Here is a 15715-nt window from a genome sequence, read left to right on the forward strand (position 1 = left end):
GCCCCGGTCGTCCGCGCCCGCTCACTCACCCGTGTCGACGTAGACGCGCGGCACGCGGGTTCCGATGCGCGTCACGATCTCGTACGCGATGGTCCCGGCCGCCTTCGCCCAGTCCTCGGCGGTCGGTTCACCGCCGTCACCGGCCCCGAACAGCACGACCTCGTCACCGGCGGCGGGTTCGTCCCCGCCGAGGTCGACGACGAACTGGTCCATGGCGACCCGGCCCGCGACCGTCCGCCACTTGCCGCCGACCAGGACGGGCCCGCTGCCGGAGGCGTGCCGGGGGATGCCGTCCGCGTACCCGACGGGGACCAGTCCGAGGGTGGTGGCGCCGGGCGTGACGTAGTGGTGGCCGTAGCTGACGCCGTGGCCCGCCGAGACATGCTTGACCAGCGCGAGCGAGGCGCTGAGCCGCATCACCGGCCGCAGCCCGAGGTCGGCCGAACTGCCCAGCTCCGGGCTGGGCGAGATACCGTAGACCGCGATGCCCGTCCGGACGAGGTCGAAGTGCGCGTCCGGCCGGGTGAGCGTGGCGGGCGAGTTGGCGATGTGCCGCACCTCCGGGCGGACGCCCCGGCCCTCGGCGTACGCCACCATGTCGCGGAAGCGGGTGAGCTGGGCGTCGATGGAGGGGTGCCCCGGCTCGTCGGCGCACGCGAGGTGCGACCAGAGCCCGGTGACCTTCACGAGTCCCTCGGCCTCGGCCCGCAGCGCCTCGGCGACCAGCTCCGGCCAGTCCTCGGGCTGACAGCCGTTGCGGCCGAGCCCGGTGTCGGCCTTCAGCTGCACCCGGGCCCGCAGCCCCGCCCGCCGGGCGGCCTCGGTGACCTCCCGCAGCGCCCACAACCCGCTGACCGCGACGTCGAGATCCGCCTCGACCGCCTCGCGCCAGGGTCCGCCCGGCGCCCACAGCCAGCACATCAGCCGACCCGACAGCCCCGCCGCGCGCAGCGCCAGCGCCTCCTCGGGCGTGGCCGTCCCCAGCCAGGTGGCGCCCGCCTCGACCGCGGCCCGCGCACACCGCACCGCCCCGTGGCCGTAGGCGTCCGACTTGACGACGGCCATCAGCTCGGCGCCCGGCGCCGACGCGCGCAGCGTCCGCACATTGGCCCGCAGGGCGTCCAGATCGATCTCCGCACGGGCCCGGAGCGGCGCGTGCGGCACAGGTGCTGTCTCACTCATGTCAGCCCCAGTGTCGCAGAGGAACGGGCGCAGCCCTGTTCCCAGGGGCGCGGGGAACTGCGCGACAAGCCACGACGTACCCGACACCCCGCGACGCTCAGAGCCCCCACCCCGAACCCGCCCCGGCACTCACCCCGAACCCGCCTCATTCACCCGCCACCCCCTTGTCACGTACAGTCACCCACGACACACGACAGGTCGCAAACGGCACAACACAGGGGTTGCTATGTGCGGAATCGTGGGATACGTCGGCTCGCAGTCCGCCCTCGACGTGGTCCTCGCCGGACTGAAGCGGCTGGAGTACCGCGGGTACGACTCCGCCGGCGTGGTGGTCGCGGCCGACGGGGGCCTCGCCGCCGCGAAGAAGGCCGGGAAACTGGTCAACCTGGAGAAGGAGCTGGTCGGCCGCCCGCTGCCGACCGGTTCGACCGGCATCGGCCACACCCGCTGGGCCACCCACGGCGGCCCCACGGACACCAACGCCCACCCGCACCTCGACAACGCGGGCCGGGTCGCCGTCGTCCACAACGGCATCATCGAGAACTTCGCCGCGCTGCGCGCCGAACTGGCCGAGCGGGGCCACACCCTGTCCTCCGAGACGGACACCGAGGTCGTCGCCCACCTCCTCGCCGAGGAGTTCTCCTCCTGCGACGACCTCGCGGAGGCGATGCGGCTGGTGTGCCGTCGGCTGGAGGGCGCGTTCACGCTGGTCGCGGTGCACGCGGACGCGCCGGACGTGGTCGTGGGCGCCCGCCGCAACTCGCCGTTGGTGGTCGGCGTCGGCGAGGGCGAGGCCTTCCTCGCCTCCGACGTCGCCGCGTTCATCGCCCACACCCGCTCGGCGATCGAGCTGGGCCAGGACCAGGTAGTCGAACTGCGCCGCGACGGGGTGACGGTGACCACGTTCGACGGCCGCCCCGCCGACGTCCGCTCGTACCACGTCGACTGGGACGCCTCGGCGGCGGAGAAGGGCGGCTACGACTACTTCATGCTCAAGGAGATCGCCGAGCAGCCCAAGGCGGTCGCCGACACCCTCCTCGGCCGGATCGACGCGGCGGGCTCGCTCTCCCTGGACGAGGTCCGCATCCCCGACCGGGAACTGCGCGAGCTGGACAAGGTGGTCATCGTGGCGTGCGGTACGGCGTTCCACGCGGGCCTCATCGCCAAGTACGCCATCGAGCACTGGACCCGTATCCCCTGCGAGGTGGAACTGGCGAGCGAGTTCCGCTACCGGGACCCGATCCTCGGCCCGCACACCCTGGTCATCGCCATCTCCCAGTCGGGCGAGACCATGGACACGCTGATGGCGCTGCGCCACGCCCGTGAGCAGGGCGCCCGGGTCCTCGCCATCTGCAACACCAACGGCTCGACGATCCCGCGCGAGTCCGACGCGGTCCTCTACACCCACGCGGGTCCGGAGGTGGCCGTCGCCTCCACCAAGGCGTTCCTGACCCAGCTGGTGGCCTGCTACCTCGTCGCCCTCTACCTCGGCCAGGTGCGCGGCACCAAGTGGGGCGACGAGATCCGGGCCGTGATCCGCGACCTGTCCCGTATCTCCCACGAGGTGGAGCGGGTGCTCGAAACGATGGAGCCGGTACGGGAGTTGGCGCGCACGCTGGCCGACAAGAACACGGTCCTCTTCCTGGGCCGGCACGTGGGCTATCCGGTGGCGCTCGAAGGCGCCCTGAAGCTCAAGGAGCTGGCCTACATGCACGCGGAGGGCTTCGCGGCGGGCGAGCTGAAGCACGGCCCGATCGCCCTGATCGAGGAGGACCTCCCGGTGGTCGTCGTGGTCCCCTCCCCGGCGGGCCGCTCCCTCCTCCACGACAAGATCGTCTCCAACATCCAGGAGATCCGCGCGCGGGGCGCCCGCACGATCGTCATCGCGGAGGAGGGCGACGAGACGGTGGTCCCGTACGCCGACCACCTGATCCGCGTCCCGGCGACCCCGACGCTGCTCCAGCCCCTGGTCGCCACGGTCCCCCTCCAGGTCTTCGCCTGCGAACTGGCCACGGCCCGCGGCAACGAGGTGGACCAGCCGCGGAACCTGGCGAAGTCGGTGACGGTGGAGTGAGCGGCCGGGGCCCGCACCGCTGGGGCTAGGGTGCGGATCATGCCCATCATCGGAGTCGGCATCGACGTCGCCGAGATCGACCGCTTCCGTGCCTCGCTGGAGCGCACGCCCAGCATGGCCGACCGCCTCTTCCTCCCGAGCGAGCTGCTCCTCCCCAGCGGCGAGCGCCGGGGCATCGCCTCCCTCGCGGCCCGCTTCGCCGCGAAGGAGGCCCTCGCCAAGGCCCTCGGCGCGCCCAGCGGCCTGCGCTGGACCGACGCGGAGGTCTACGTCGAACCCTCCGGCCAACCCCGCCTCCGCGTCACCGGCACGGTCGCGTCCCGCGCCTCCGAACTGGGCGTCCAGTCCTGGCACATCTCCCTGAGCCACGACGCGGGGGTGGCCTCGGCGGTAGTGATCGCGGAGGGGTGAGGGGGCGCCTCGTGGCTCGGGGGCGCCTCATGGCTCGGGGCGCCTCATGGCTCGGGGCGCCTCATGGCTCGGGGGTTCGGGTCGCAGGGCGGCCGCGGCCCGTACGTGGCTGATCGCGCAGTTCCCCGCGCCCCTGAAGGCAGGGCTCCGCCCTTGCCTCCTCCCCCTCCCCCTCCTCTGCGGGCAATCGTGCCGCTGGGGCGATGGGGGCACCTCCCGCTCGAGCGAAGCCGAGAGTGGGGGGAGGGTGGGCGCAGGCGGCGCCTCGTCACCGCCGAGCAGCGGGGCCCCACCCTGCCCAGCGGCAGCAGAGGGGCACCCAGGAAACCCCGGCCCACCCCCCAACCGCCCCCAAGGACAAGGCAGACTCGTCCCATGCGCTCAGCCCACCGCGTAGAAACCGTCCGCACAGCCGAACGCACCCTCATGGCCCGCCTCCCCGAGGGCGCCCTGATGCAACGCGCCGCCGCCGGCCTGGCCACGGCCTGCGCCGACCTCCTCGGCCGGGTGTACGGCAGCCGCGTCGTCGTCCTCGCCGGCAGCGGCGACAACGGCGGCGACGCCCTGTACGCGGCCGCCCGCCTGGCAAGGCGAGGCGCGGGCGTCACCGCCGTACTGCTCGCCCCCGACCGCACCCACCCCGGCGCCCTGACCGCCCTGCGCCGAGCGGGCGGCACCGTGCTCCCGCCCCACGAGGCGGCCCGCGCCGTCCACCGGGCCGACCTGGTCATCGACGGCATCGTCGGCATCGGCGGCAAGGGCGGCCTCCGCCCCGACGCCGCGCCGCTCGCCGAACTCGCCGCCACCGCACGGGCGCTGGTCGTCGCCGTGGACCTCCCGAGCGGCATCGAGCCGGACACGGGCGAGGTGCACGGCGCAGCCGTCCGCGCCGACCTCACCGTCACCTTCGGCACCCACAAGCCGGGCCTGCTCATCGACCCGGCCCGCGCGTACGCCGGCTCGGTCCGTCTGATCGACATCGGCCTGGCGGAGACCCTCCCGCCCACGCCTGCCCTGGAGTCGCTCCAGCACGCCGACGTGGCCTCCCTCCTGCCCCGCCCCGCCCCGGAGAGCGACAAGTACCGCCGGGGGGTCGTGGGCATCGCGGCGGGCTCGACCCGCTACCCGGGCGCGGCGGTCCTCGCGGTCGCGGGCGCCCTGCGCGGCGGAGCGGGCGCCGTCCGCTACGTGGGCGCCGCCGCCGACGCGGTCCTCGCCCGCTTCCCGGAGACCCTCGTCTCGAACACGGGCCCGAAGAAGGCGGGCCGGGTGCAGGCCTGGGTCGCGGGCCCGGGCGCGGGCGACGATCCGGCCCCGGTCGCCGAGGCCCTCGCCTCCGACGTCCCGGTCCTGCTGGACGCGGACGGCCTGCGCCTCGCCGACCGCGACACGGTCCGCACCCGCGAGGCCCCCACGCTGATGACCCCGCACGCGGGAGAGGCGGCCGCCCTCCTGGGCATCGCCCGGGAGGAGGTCGAGGCCGCCCGCCTCACCGCCGTACGCGACCTGGCCCGCGCCTACGACGCCACGGTCCTCCTCAAGGGCTCCACCACCCTGATCGCCACCCCGGACCCCACCACCCCGGTCCGCGCCAACGCCACCGGCACCCCCTGGCTGGCGACGGCCGGCAGCGGCGACGTCCTCTCCGGCCTGGCGGGCTCCCTCCTGGCCGCCGGCCTCTCCCCCCTGGACGCGGCGAGCGCGGCGGCGTACCTCCACGGCCTGGCCGGCCGCTACGCCGCCGACGGCGCCCCGACAGGAGCCCACGACGTGGCGGAGGCGATCCCGGCGGCCTGGCGGGACGTCACCTCCTGAGGCCCACCCCGCCGACCCCGCCCCCACGGCACCCACCGCACCCCCGGCTCAAGCGCCCTCCTCGATCCGCTCGATGGCCTCCCGCACCATCCCCAGATACTCGACCTCCTCGCACCGCGGCTTGCTGCCCAGCCGGTACATGTCCATCGCGTCGTCCAGGCACTCGCCCAGATCCTCCTCCGGCAGGTCGGCCGAGAGTTCGCTGCACACCCGTCCGGCAAGTTCCGCGTCATCGCGCGTAGAACTCTGTCGAACGGCGCCGCGTAACCGCAGACGCACGCCGAAAACCATTCCCATCCCCCATTTCCCCCTGGTCGACCGGGAGGCGGCTCCCTCCCGACCGCCCGGACGCTAGTCCTCCCCCCACCCGAGGTCCATACCTTCGCCACAGTTCACGCACAGCGAAGGGAGAACCCCCTGCCGTGCCCCCGCCCGGCGTGACGGAGCCCACCGGCCCCCACCCCGCCACCCCGTTCAAACTCCGTTAACAATGGACTGTGATCTCACCGGTCTCCTCGTTGCCGCGGAGCGCCCACCGGCCCAGGCCGGAGGCGACTCCCTACGTCGACCTCACCCGTACCGAGTGGAGCGCGCTGCGCGAAAAGACGCCGCTCCCGCTGAACGCCGAGGAGGTCGAGAAGCTGCGCGGTCTGGGCGATGTCATCGACCTCGACGAGGTACGGGACATCTATCTGCCGCTGTCCCGGCTCCTCAACCTCTACGTGGGCGCCACGGACGGCCTGCGCGGCGCCCTGAACACCTTCCTGGGCGAGCAGGGCTCCCAGTCCGGCACCCCGTTCGTCATAGGCGTCGCCGGCTCCGTGGCCGTCGGCAAGTCGACCGTCGCCCGCCTCCTCCAGGCCCTCCTGGCCCGCTGGCCCGAACACCCGCGCGTCGAACTGGTCACCACCGACGGTTTCCTGCTCCCCATGAAGGACCTCCAGGAGCGCGGCCTGGTCTCCCGCAAGGGCTTCCCCGAGTCGTACGACCGCCGGGCCCTGACCCGCTTCGTCGCCGACATCAAGGCCGGCAAGGACGAGGTGACGGCCCCCGTCTACTCCCACCTCATCTACGACATCGTCCCCGACCGGAAGCTGACGGTCCGCCGCCCCGACATCCTCATCGTCGAGGGCCTGAACGTCCTCCAGCCCGCCCTCCCCGGGAGCGACGGCCGCACCCGCGTCGGTCTCGCCGACTACTTCGACTTCAGCGTGTACGTCGACGCCGGCGCCGACGACATCGAGCGCTGGTACCTCAACCGTTTCAAGAAGCTCCGCCAGACCGCGTTCCAGAACCCCGACTCGTACTTCCGCAAGTACACCCAGGTCTCCGAGGACGACGCCCTCGACTACGCCCGCACCCTCTGGCGCACCATCAACAAGCCCAACCTCATCGAGAACATCGCCCCCACCCGCGGCCGCGCCACCCTCATCATCCGCAAGGGCGCCGACCACAAGGTGCGCCGCCTGAGCCTGCGCAAGCTGTAGCCCCGTCACCGGGCCCGGCTACCCTGCGGGCATGCTGCATCTGCGCCTGATCACCCCGGCCGACCGGACCGACGAAGTGGTGCGCCTGATCGAGGGCACGGTCGGGTGCACCCACCTCGTCGTCGTACCGGGAGCCGCCCGCAACCCCGCCGGAGACGTCGTCATGTGCGACGTGGCACGCGAGGCGGGCGACGAACTGATCGCCGCACTAAGGGCGTTGGACCTGGACCGCACCGGCTCCATCGCCGTCGAGAACATCGACCTGTCGCTCTCCGAACGCGCCGACAAGGCCGAGAAGGACGCCCCGGGCGAGGGCGCCGACGCGGTCCTCTGGGAGCACCTGACGGACGCGACCCACGAGGAGTCGACGCTCTCCATCACCTACGTGGCGTTCATCACCCTCGCCACGATGATCGCGGCCTGCGGTGTGGTCCTCGACAACGCGATCCTGATCGTCGGCGCGATGGCGGTCGGCCCCGAGTTCGGCCCCCTGGCGGGCATCAGCACATCCATCGTCCAACGCCACCCGCGCCTCGCCCTGCGCTCGCTGATCGCCCTCCTCGTGGGCTTCGCGGTGGCCATGGCGGCGACCGTCGGCTTCAGCGTCTTCATGGACGCGCTGGGCCACTTCACCGAGGCCAAGCTGGAAGCCGACCGCCCCAACACCGCCTTCGTGTACGCCCCCGACGCCTTCTCCTTCATCGTGGCCGTCCTGGCGGGCATCGCCGGCACCCTCTCCCTGACCTCGGCCAAGTCAGGAGCCCTCGTGGGCGTGGCCATCTCGGTCACCACGGTCCCGGCCGCCGCGAACGCCGCGGTCGCCCTGGCCTACGGCGACACGAAGCAGACGGTGGGCTCCACGGAGCAACTGCTCCTGAACCTCCTGGGCATCATCCTGGCGGGCACCCTCACCCTGCTCCTCCAGAAGTGGCTGTGGTCAAGGCAACGCAGCACCTCATAACCAGGGGCACACAGAAAAGGGGCGCGGGGAACTGCGTGACAAGCCACGAATCACCCGCGGCCCGCAACACACAGAACCCCACGCCCCTACCCGGAACGCACAGAACCCCAGACCTACCCGAGCGCGGACTTCACCGCGTCAGCAAGGCGCCCCGCGACCGACCGCGCCTGCTCGATGTCGGCGGCCTCCACCATCACCCGCACCAACGGCTCGGTCCCGGACGGCCGCAACAACACCCGCCCCGTGGACCCCAGTTCGGCCTCGGCCTCCCCCACCGCCGCCGCCAGCTCCGCGGACGTGGACACCCGCGACCGGTCCACGTCCGGCACATTGATCAGCACCTGCGGCAACCGCTCCATCACCCCGGCCAGCTCCTGGAGCGTACGCCCGGACTGCGCGACCCGGGCCGCCAGCAGCAGCCCCGTCAGCGTGCCGTCACCGGTCGTCGCGTGGTCGGAGATGATCACATGCCCGGACTGCTCGCCCCCGAGCGCGTACCCGTGCTCCTTCATCTCCTCCAGCACATACCGGTCCCCGACGGCGGTCTGCACCAGCCGCAGCCCCTCCCGCTCCAGCGCCAGCTTGAAGCCGAGGTTGGACATGACCGTCGCCACGACCGTGTCGGCCCGCAGCGCGGAGCGCTCCCGCATCGCCAGCGCGAGCACCGCGAGGATCTGGTCCCCGTCGACCTCGTTGCCCTCGTGGTCCACCGCGAGGCACCGGTCCGCGTCCCCGTCGTGCGCGATCCCGAGGTGCGCCCCGTGTTCCAGGACGGCGGCCTTCAGCGGCCCGAGGTGGGTCGAGCCGCACCCGTCGTTGATGTTGAGCCCGTCCGGCTCGGCCCCGATCGTGACGATCTCGGCGCCGGCGCGGGTGAACGCCTCCGGCGAGACCCCGGCAGCGGCACCGTGCGCCTCGTCGAGGACGATCTTGAGCCCGTCGAGCCGGTTGGGGAGGGCGGAGAGCAGATGCTCGACGTACCGCTCGAAGCCGTCGTCGTAGGACCGGATGCGCCCGACGCCCGCGCCGGTGGGCCGCTCCCAGGGAGCGCCGGTGCGGTGCTCCTCGTAGACGCCCTCGATCCGGTCCTCCAGCTCGTCGGCGAGCTTGTGTCCGCCGCGGGCGAAGAACTTGACGCCGTTGTCCGGCATGGCGTTGTGGCTGGCGGAGAGCATCACGCCGAGGTCGGCGCCCAGCTCGCCGGTGAGGAACGCCACCGCGGGGGTGGGCAGCACACCGACGCGCAGCACGTCGACGCCCGCGCTGGCGAGGCCGGCCACGACGGCCGCCTCCAGGAACTCCCCGGACGCTCGCGGATCCCGCCCGACCACCGCCACCGGCTTGTGGCCCTCGAAGGTGCCCGCCTCGGCGAGTACGTGCGCCGCCGCGACGGACAGTCCGAGCGCCAGCTCGGCCGTCAGATCCGCGTTGGCGACACCGCGCACGCCGTCCGTGCCGAAGAGTCGTCCCACTGTGGTGTCCTCCGAATTGCTCAGAATGTGCGGCTCGTACAGATGGTCACGAGTGTCCCGGCATTCCCCTGACCAAGTACATCCCCTGAGACTGTCCTCCCCCTTTCGGGGTTGTACCGACAGTCTGTGCATATGCCTGCGATGAATGACCAGCCCTGCTAAGCAAACCGCCCCGGCGGCACGGATACGTGCCACCGGGGCGGTACGCGCAATGCGCGACGCACGCGGATCGCGCCCAGCGGCGCGAGCGCGATCTAGCGCTTGCTGTACTGCGGAGCCTTGCGGGCCTTCTTCAGACCGGCCTTCTTGCGCTCGACCGCACGGTCGTCGCGGCGGAGGAAACCGGCCTTCTTGAGGGCGCCACGGTTGTTGTCGACGTCGGCCTCGTTCAGCGCGCGGGCAACACCGAGACGGAGCGCGCCGGCCTGACCGGACACACCGCCACCGGCGATGCGGGCGATGACGTCGTAGCGGCCCTCGAGCTCCAGCACCTTGAAGGGCTCGTTGACTTCCTGCTGGTGCACCTTGTTCGGGAAGTAGTCCTCGAGGGTGCGACCGTTGATCTTCCACTTGCCGGTGCCCGGGACGATCCGGACGCGGGCGATGGCGTTCTTGCGACGGCCCAGGCCGGCGGCCGGCTGCGGGTCGCCGAAGCGGCCGGCGAGGGACTCCGAGGTGTAGTCGCCCTCGACGGGGACCTCGGACTCGGTGGTGTAGCTGTCGATGTCGACAAGCTCGGTCTCGGTCTCTTCGACCGGCTGCTCAGCGGTGGTCTCGGCCACGATGCTCCTCAGATCTTTTCTTTTTGGGGGTGGCCGGAACTACTGCGCGACCTGGGTGATCTCGAACGGCACCGGCTGCTGTGCAGCGTGGGGGTGCTGGTCGCCCGAGTAGACCTTCAGCTTCGAGAGCATCTGACGGCCCAGGGTGTTCTTGGGGATCATGCCCTTGATGGCCTTCTCGACGGCCTTCTCGGGGTTCTTCGCCAGCAGCTCGTCGTAACGGACGGAGCGCAGACCACCCGGGTACCCGGAGTGGCGGTACGCCAGCTTCTGGGTCTTCTTGTTGCCGGACAGGTGAACCTTGTCGGCGTTGATGATGATGACGAAGTCGCCCATGTCCATGTGAGGGGCATAGGTCGGCTTGTGCTTGCCGCGGAGGAGGTTCGCGGCAGTGGTAGCCAGACGGCCCAGGACGATGTCCTGTGCGTCGATGACGTGCCACTGGCGAGTCACATCGCCGGGCTTGGGGCTGTACGTACGCACTTCGCAGCCTTCTTCTTCAGTGGATGGGTGCTGACACATGGCATCACTGAAGCGATCGTGCAGCTGGGGACGACAGTGCCGGGAACGATGCCCGTATGCCGCCCACTGGTAACTGCTCCAGGGAACCTACGTAAGGGCCTCTCGCCTGAGAGCGACCAAACCCATACGCATAACGATCCGCAAGGATACTCGGGCCGCCCCGGGCGGGTCAAAACGGCCCCGGGAGCGACGCACCCGACACCCGTTGATCGACTTCGCCCGCGGGTTCGATACGATCCGGCCCCACGTGCCGCGAGGTGCGTGATTCAGTCGTGCAAGCTGCAAACAACGGGGTTCACCTATGAAGTTTCGCAAGAATGTTGCCGCCGCGATCGTGGCGGCCGGTGTCGCGCTGACGCTGGGCGCCACCGGGACGGCATCCGCGTCGAGCGCCTACTCGGTGCCCGGCGGCGCGGTGCAGTTCAAGTCCGCCGGCGAGGTCCTCAAGGTCTGGGACACCAAGGCGGGCAAGACCGGCATCCTCGTCATCGTGGACGACCTGTCCGCGAAGAACCCGACGATGGACACCTGCAACGTCAAGGGCAAGGGCAAGACCAAGACCTGCGACATGAAGTTCACCAACAAGCACAGCCTCCAGATCGACGTGTTCTCGTACACGAAGCTGAGCGACCACAGCACGCGCAAGCTCGTCGCCAGCTGGAAGGACAAGGCGTAACCCGGTACCGAGAAGTAACCCGGTACCAGGGCGTGACCTGGAACTGACAACGGCCTCCCCTCGCCCGTCTAAAATGCGGCCCATGAGCTATGGGCAGGGGGGGTCTCAGTGGAGCCCCGGGGGTTCCCACAATCCGTGGGACAATCAGTGGAGTTCCTCCAGTGGCCAGACCCCGGACTGGGCGTCACTCGCCGAGCAGTCCGAAACACGTAACAGGCGTCGCCGACTCCTGCTGATCGTCGGCGGCGCCCTCGCCACGGTCGGCATAGGCGTCGCCGTGGCGGTGGCCGTCGTCAACACCGACAACGGCAGCACCACGGCGAACGGCCCGGACAACCCACCGGTCACGGAGGGCGTCCCGAGCGCCAGCGCCAAGACGGACCCGTCGTTCGCGCCGACCTCGGCCCCGCCCCCGCTGAACCCGATGGACTTCATCTCCAGCTCGGGCAAGGACAAGGCACCGATCAGCCCGGACATCCTCTTCCCGGGTTCCCAGCTGACCAAGCGCGAGGGTGTCGTCTACCGCAAGGGCGCCACGGCCTCGACGAAGGACTGCGCCTCGGCCGTCCAGGGCACCCTCGACAAGCTCCTCACCGGCAACGACTGCACCCGCTTCATGCGCGTGACCTACTTCCGGGACGAGGTCGCGACCACCATCGGCGTCGCCCTGTTCGACACCGAGGCCCAGGCGACCAAGGTCAAGGAGGACTGGGACAAGGTGAGCACCATCGTCTCCCTCTCCGGCGAGGGCGTCCCCGTCTTCTGCCGGACGACGGTGTGCCGGACGACCGCCAACTCCTTGGGCCGCTACGCCTACTTCACCCTCTCCGGCTTCACCGACGGCCGGGACGTGACGGAGAAGGACAAGACCGTCTTCGCCGCCGGCGACGACCTCAGCACGTCCACGTACGGACAGATCCGCCGCCGCGGCGAGACCCAGGCGGCCGCCGCGGCCAACGGCCAGTAGACCGGGGCACGGGTCCCCGCCGCCCGGGGTCAGCAGCAGCCGCCCCCGGGCACCCCCGGCAGCGTCCGCCGGTTCCGCGCCTCCCTGCTCCGCGCGGCCAGCAGCTCGTCCGCCGGGTAACCGACCTCCTCCAGGGTCAGCCCGTGCGGCCGTACGACATGCACGGCGGAGTCCCGTACGCCGGCCGCCAGCACCTTCCCGGGCCACTCGGGACCGCGGTGGCCGTCCCCCACGAACAGCAGCGCCCCGATCAGCGAGCGCACCATGTTGTGACAGAAGGCGTCGGCCCGCACGGTGGCGGTGACGATCCCGTCCTCCCCCCGCACCAGGCTCAGCTCCTGGAGCGTACGGATGGTGGTCGCGCCCTCCCGCCGCTTGCAGTACGCGGCGAAGTCGTGCTCCCCCAGCAGCCGCAACGCCGCCTCGTTCATGGCGTCCACGTCCAGCGGCCAGTCGTGCCACAGCACATGACCGCGCAACAACGGGTCGACACCGCCGGGGTTGTCGGTCACCCGGTACGCGTAACGCCGCCAGATCGCCGAGAACCGCGCGTTGAAGCCGCTGGGCGCCTCCCTGAGCGCCCACACCCGGACATCCCTCGGCAGCCGCCCCGCGAGCCGCTTCAGCAGCTTCTCGTGGTGCTCGCGCCAGACCGCCTCCGGCAGATCCACGTGCGCCACCTGCCCCCGCGCGTGCACCCCGGCATCGGTCCGCCCCGCCACGGTCAGCTCGTACGTCTCCCGGGACCGCGTCACGGTCCTGAGAGCGTCCTCGATCTCCCCCTGCACGGTCCGCCGCCCCCCGGCCTGCTTGGCCCACCCGGAGAACTCGGAACCGTCGTAGGAAAGGTCCAGCCGGACGCGGACATGACCGGGCGCCGCTTCATCACTCACGTACAGATCCTCTCAGGTACAAAAAAGCGGACCCGCTCCTGTGAAAGGAACGGGCCCACTCAGACGCGCCCCCTCAGGGGCGCGGGGAACTGCGCGAACCACCACGACGAACCCGCAGCCGAGAACGCAGCCCCCCGCAGAACGCTTACGCGTCCTTCGACTCCTCGGCAGCCTCGTCGGCGGCGTCGTCAGCCTTGGTGGTGTCCACCTTGGCCTCGGCGGCCGGCGTCTCGGCGTCCTTGGCGGCACGCTTGGTGGCGGCCTCGGCCTCACCCGTGGCCTGCTGCGCGACGGTCAGCGCCTCGACCAGCTCGATGACGGCCATGGGCGCGTTGTCGCCACGACGGTTACCGATCTTGGTGATCCGGGTGTAGCCACCCGGACGGTTCTCGTACCGCGGGCCGATCTCGGTGAAGAGCGTGTGCACGACGCTCTTGTCCGTGATGACCTGGAGCACCTGACGGCGGTTGTGAAGGTCGCCCTTCTTCGCCTTGGTGACCAGGCGCTCGGCGTACGGCCGCAGACGGCGGGCCTTCGCCTCGGTGGTGGTGATCCGGCCGTGCTCGAAGAGCGACTTCGCGAGGTTCGCGAGGAGCAGCTTCTCGTGCGCGGCACTGCCGCCCAGACGGGCACCCTTGGTGGGCTTCGGCATGGTGTTTCTCCTAGGTGTCTGCCCCGGCCGTATCAGGTACCGGGGTCAGTATCCGAGCGGGCGGATGCCCGTCGAAGATCCGGGGCTCCTCTTTCGAAGCGCCTCGGAGGACCGCGCCCCGTAAGGGGCGCGGGGAACTGCGCGACCAGCCACTACGGACCCGCAGTCGGAATCCGGCCGTCTCGCGGAGCGACTAGTACTGCTCGGTCTCCACGAACCCGGCGTCCGCGTCGTCGTCCGCACCGAAGGCGTCCGCGGCAGCGGTGGGGTCGAACCCGGGAGGCGAGTCCTTGAGCGCCAGGCCCATGCCCGCCAGCTTCGCCTTGACCTCGTCGATCGACTTCGCACCGAAGTTGCGGATGTCGAGCAGGTCCGCCTCGGAGCGCGCGACCAGCTCACCCACGGAGTGGATGCCCTCACGCTTGAGGCAGTTGTACGACCGAACGGTGAGCTCCAGCTCCTCGATCGGCAGCGCCAGATCGGCGGCGAGCGCGGCGTCCGTCGGGGACGGACCCATGTCGATGCCCTCGGCGTCGATGTTCAGCTCGCGGGCGAGACCGAACAGCTCGACCAGCGTCTTACCGGCGGAGGCCATGGCGTCACGGGGACGCATCGCCTGCTTGGTCTCGACGTCGACGATCAGCTTGTCGAAGTCGGTGCGCTGCTCGACACGCGTGGCCTCGACCTTGTACGTGACCTTGAGAACCGGCGAGTAGATCGAGTCGACCGGGATACGGCCGATCTCCTGGCCCACCTGCTTGTTCTGCACGGCGGAGACGTAACCGCGGCCGCGCTCGACCGTCAGCTCCATCTCCAGCTTGCCCTTGCCGTTGAGCGTGGCGAGGACGAGGTCGGGGTTGTGCACCTCGACACCGGCCGGGGGCGCGATGTCGGCGGCGGTGACCAGACCCGGGCCCTGCTTGCGCAGGTACATCACGACCGGCTCGTCGTGCTCCGAGGAGACGACCAGCTGCTTGATGTTGAGGATCAGGTCGGTGACGTCCTCCTTGACGCCCGGCACGGTGGTGAACTCGTGCAGGACGCCGTCGATCCGGATGCTGGTGACAGCCGCACCGGGGATCGACGACAGGAGCGTACGACGGAGGCTGTTGCCGAGGGTGTAGCCGAAGCCCGGCTCCAGCGGCTCGATCACGAACCGGGAGCGGAATTCGTCGACGACCTCTTCGGTCAACGAGGGACGCTGAGCGATCAGCATGAAGTGAATCCTTCAGTCAGGGGCACCCACTATTTGATGCCCTTGCCACCGGGCGGCAGCCCGATATGTGGTGCAGCTACAAGGGTACGGGCGATATGGCCCCGAAGAGCCATACCGCCCGAAAACCTCAGACCAAGCAGTCGCTGATCCGACCCCGAAGGGTCAGACGCGGCGGCGCTTGGGGGGACGGCAGCCGTTGTGCGGGGTGGGCGTGACGTCCTGGATGGAGCCGACCTCGAGACCGGTCGCCTGGAGCGAACGGATGGCCGTCTCACGACCCGAGCCCGGGCCCTTGACGAAGACGTCGACCTTGCGCATGCCGTGCTCCTGCGCGCGACGGGCGGCCGACTCGGCGGCCATCTGCGCGGCGAACGGCGTGGACTTGCGGGAGCCCTTGAAGCCGACGTGGCCGGCGGAGGCCCAGGAGATCACGTTGCCCGAGGGGTCCGTGATGGAGACGATCGTGTTGTTGAACGTGCTCTTGATGTGCGCGTGGCCGTGAGCGACGTTCTTCTTTTCCTTGCGGCGCACCTTCTTGGCAGCGCCCTGACGACCCTTGGGGGGCATCTACTAACTCCTACGGGGAGGTGGTCGGTCCTACAGCG

The 15715-nt window shown here is 70.8% G+C and carries 16 protein-coding genes; 7 read left to right on the plus strand and 9 right to left on the minus strand.

The annotated features are described in order from the left end of the window. Nucleotides 1-21: 21 nt before the first annotated feature. The gene (gene alr, locus ACZ52C_RS08135) at nucleotides 22-1182 is read right to left on the minus strand and encodes an alanine racemase (protein WP_469073950.1); all 1161 of its coding nucleotides are present in this window, start codon (nucleotides 1180-1182) and stop codon (nucleotides 22-24) included. 226 nt (nucleotides 1183-1408) lie between these two features. Between alr and glmS the strand changes: the two genes are divergently transcribed. The 3 genes from glmS to ACZ52C_RS08150 all read left to right on the plus strand — a co-directional run bounded on the left by glmS (nucleotide 1409) and on the right by ACZ52C_RS08150 (nucleotide 5482). Then, nucleotides 1409-3256, plus strand: a complete 1848-nt coding sequence (gene glmS, locus ACZ52C_RS08140; RefSeq protein WP_365672034.1) for a glutamine--fructose-6-phosphate transaminase (isomerizing) — start codon at nucleotides 1409-1411, stop codon at nucleotides 3254-3256. Between the two features lie 39 nt (nucleotides 3257-3295). Then, nucleotides 3296-3667 carry a holo-ACP synthase gene (locus tag ACZ52C_RS08145; protein ID WP_033528399.1) on the plus strand — a complete coding sequence of 124 codons (372 nt, stop codon included), beginning with the start codon at nucleotides 3296-3298 and terminating at the stop codon, nucleotides 3665-3667. A 375-nt stretch (nucleotides 3668-4042) separates the two neighbouring features. Further along, nucleotides 4043-5482 carry an NAD(P)H-hydrate dehydratase gene (locus tag ACZ52C_RS08150; protein ID WP_469073951.1) on the plus strand — a complete coding sequence of 480 codons (1440 nt, stop codon included), beginning with the start codon at nucleotides 4043-4045 and terminating at the stop codon, nucleotides 5480-5482. Between the two features lie 48 nt (nucleotides 5483-5530). Here ACZ52C_RS08150 and ACZ52C_RS08155 read toward each other — a convergent pair whose 3' ends face one another. After that, nucleotides 5531-5692, minus strand: coding sequence for a hypothetical protein (locus tag ACZ52C_RS08155; protein WP_225615610.1), 162 nt, complete (start codon nucleotides 5690-5692; stop codon nucleotides 5531-5533). 287 nt (nucleotides 5693-5979) lie between these two features. Here ACZ52C_RS08155 and coaA point away from each other — a divergent pair, with 287 nt between their 5' ends. Beyond that, entirely contained in the window at nucleotides 5980-6969 is a 990-nt protein-coding gene (gene coaA, locus ACZ52C_RS08160) for a type I pantothenate kinase (RefSeq protein WP_469073952.1), read from the plus strand. Nucleotides 6970-7000: 31 nt separating this feature from the next. Continuing rightward, nucleotides 7001-7930 (plus strand): DUF389 domain-containing protein, encoded by a 930-nt coding sequence (locus tag ACZ52C_RS08165; protein WP_469073953.1) that lies wholly within the window; start codon nucleotides 7001-7003, stop codon nucleotides 7928-7930. 113 nt (nucleotides 7931-8043) lie between these two features. Here ACZ52C_RS08165 and glmM read toward each other — a convergent pair whose 3' ends face one another. The 3 genes from glmM to rplM all read right to left on the minus strand — a co-directional run bounded on the left by glmM (nucleotide 8044) and on the right by rplM (nucleotide 10667). Then, nucleotides 8044-9402, minus strand: coding sequence for a phosphoglucosamine mutase (glmM, locus tag ACZ52C_RS08170; protein ID WP_469073954.1), 1359 nt, complete (start codon nucleotides 9400-9402; stop codon nucleotides 8044-8046). A 254-nt stretch (nucleotides 9403-9656) separates the two neighbouring features. Further along, the gene (gene rpsI, locus ACZ52C_RS08175) at nucleotides 9657-10184 is read right to left on the minus strand and encodes a 30S ribosomal protein S9 (RefSeq protein WP_045559466.1); all 528 of its coding nucleotides are present in this window, start codon (nucleotides 10182-10184) and stop codon (nucleotides 9657-9659) included. Nucleotides 10185-10223: 39 nt separating this feature from the next. Continuing rightward, nucleotides 10224-10667 carry a 50S ribosomal protein L13 gene (rplM, locus tag ACZ52C_RS08180; protein ID WP_045559465.1) on the minus strand — a complete coding sequence of 148 codons (444 nt, stop codon included), beginning with the start codon at nucleotides 10665-10667 and terminating at the stop codon, nucleotides 10224-10226. A 340-nt stretch (nucleotides 10668-11007) separates the two neighbouring features. On the opposite strand from rplM, the gene ACZ52C_RS08185 reads away from it, so the two are divergent. Next, nucleotides 11008-11382 (plus strand): hypothetical protein, encoded by a 375-nt coding sequence (locus ACZ52C_RS08185; protein ID WP_469073955.1) that lies wholly within the window; start codon nucleotides 11008-11010, stop codon nucleotides 11380-11382. An 82-nt stretch (nucleotides 11383-11464) separates the two neighbouring features. After that, complete coding sequence (locus ACZ52C_RS08190; RefSeq protein WP_469073956.1) at nucleotides 11465-12349, plus strand: hypothetical protein; 885 nt, start codon at nucleotides 11465-11467, stop codon at nucleotides 12347-12349. A 29-nt stretch (nucleotides 12350-12378) separates the two neighbouring features. On the opposite strand, the gene truA is transcribed toward ACZ52C_RS08190, so the two are convergent. From truA to rpsK, 4 genes are all read right to left on the minus strand, one after another. Continuing rightward, on the minus strand, nucleotides 12379-13242 hold the full coding sequence (gene truA, locus ACZ52C_RS08195; RefSeq protein WP_469073957.1) for a tRNA pseudouridine(38-40) synthase TruA: 864 nt from the start codon (nucleotides 13240-13242) through the stop codon (nucleotides 12379-12381). A gap of 145 nt (nucleotides 13243-13387) precedes the next feature. Further along, nucleotides 13388-13894 (minus strand): 50S ribosomal protein L17, encoded by a 507-nt coding sequence (rplQ, locus tag ACZ52C_RS08200; RefSeq protein ID WP_239756737.1) that lies wholly within the window; start codon nucleotides 13892-13894, stop codon nucleotides 13388-13390. Between the two features lie 193 nt (nucleotides 13895-14087). Continuing rightward, complete coding sequence (locus ACZ52C_RS08205) at nucleotides 14088-15110, minus strand: DNA-directed RNA polymerase subunit alpha (RefSeq protein ID WP_003966937.1); 1023 nt, start codon at nucleotides 15108-15110, stop codon at nucleotides 14088-14090. Between the two features lie 162 nt (nucleotides 15111-15272). Continuing rightward, the gene (gene rpsK, locus ACZ52C_RS08210; RefSeq protein WP_003956432.1) at nucleotides 15273-15677 is read right to left on the minus strand and encodes a 30S ribosomal protein S11; all 405 of its coding nucleotides are present in this window, start codon (nucleotides 15675-15677) and stop codon (nucleotides 15273-15275) included. Nucleotides 15678-15715 lie beyond the last annotated feature (38 nt).

This window comes from Streptomyces sp. NPDC034049, from assembly GCF_055575575.1.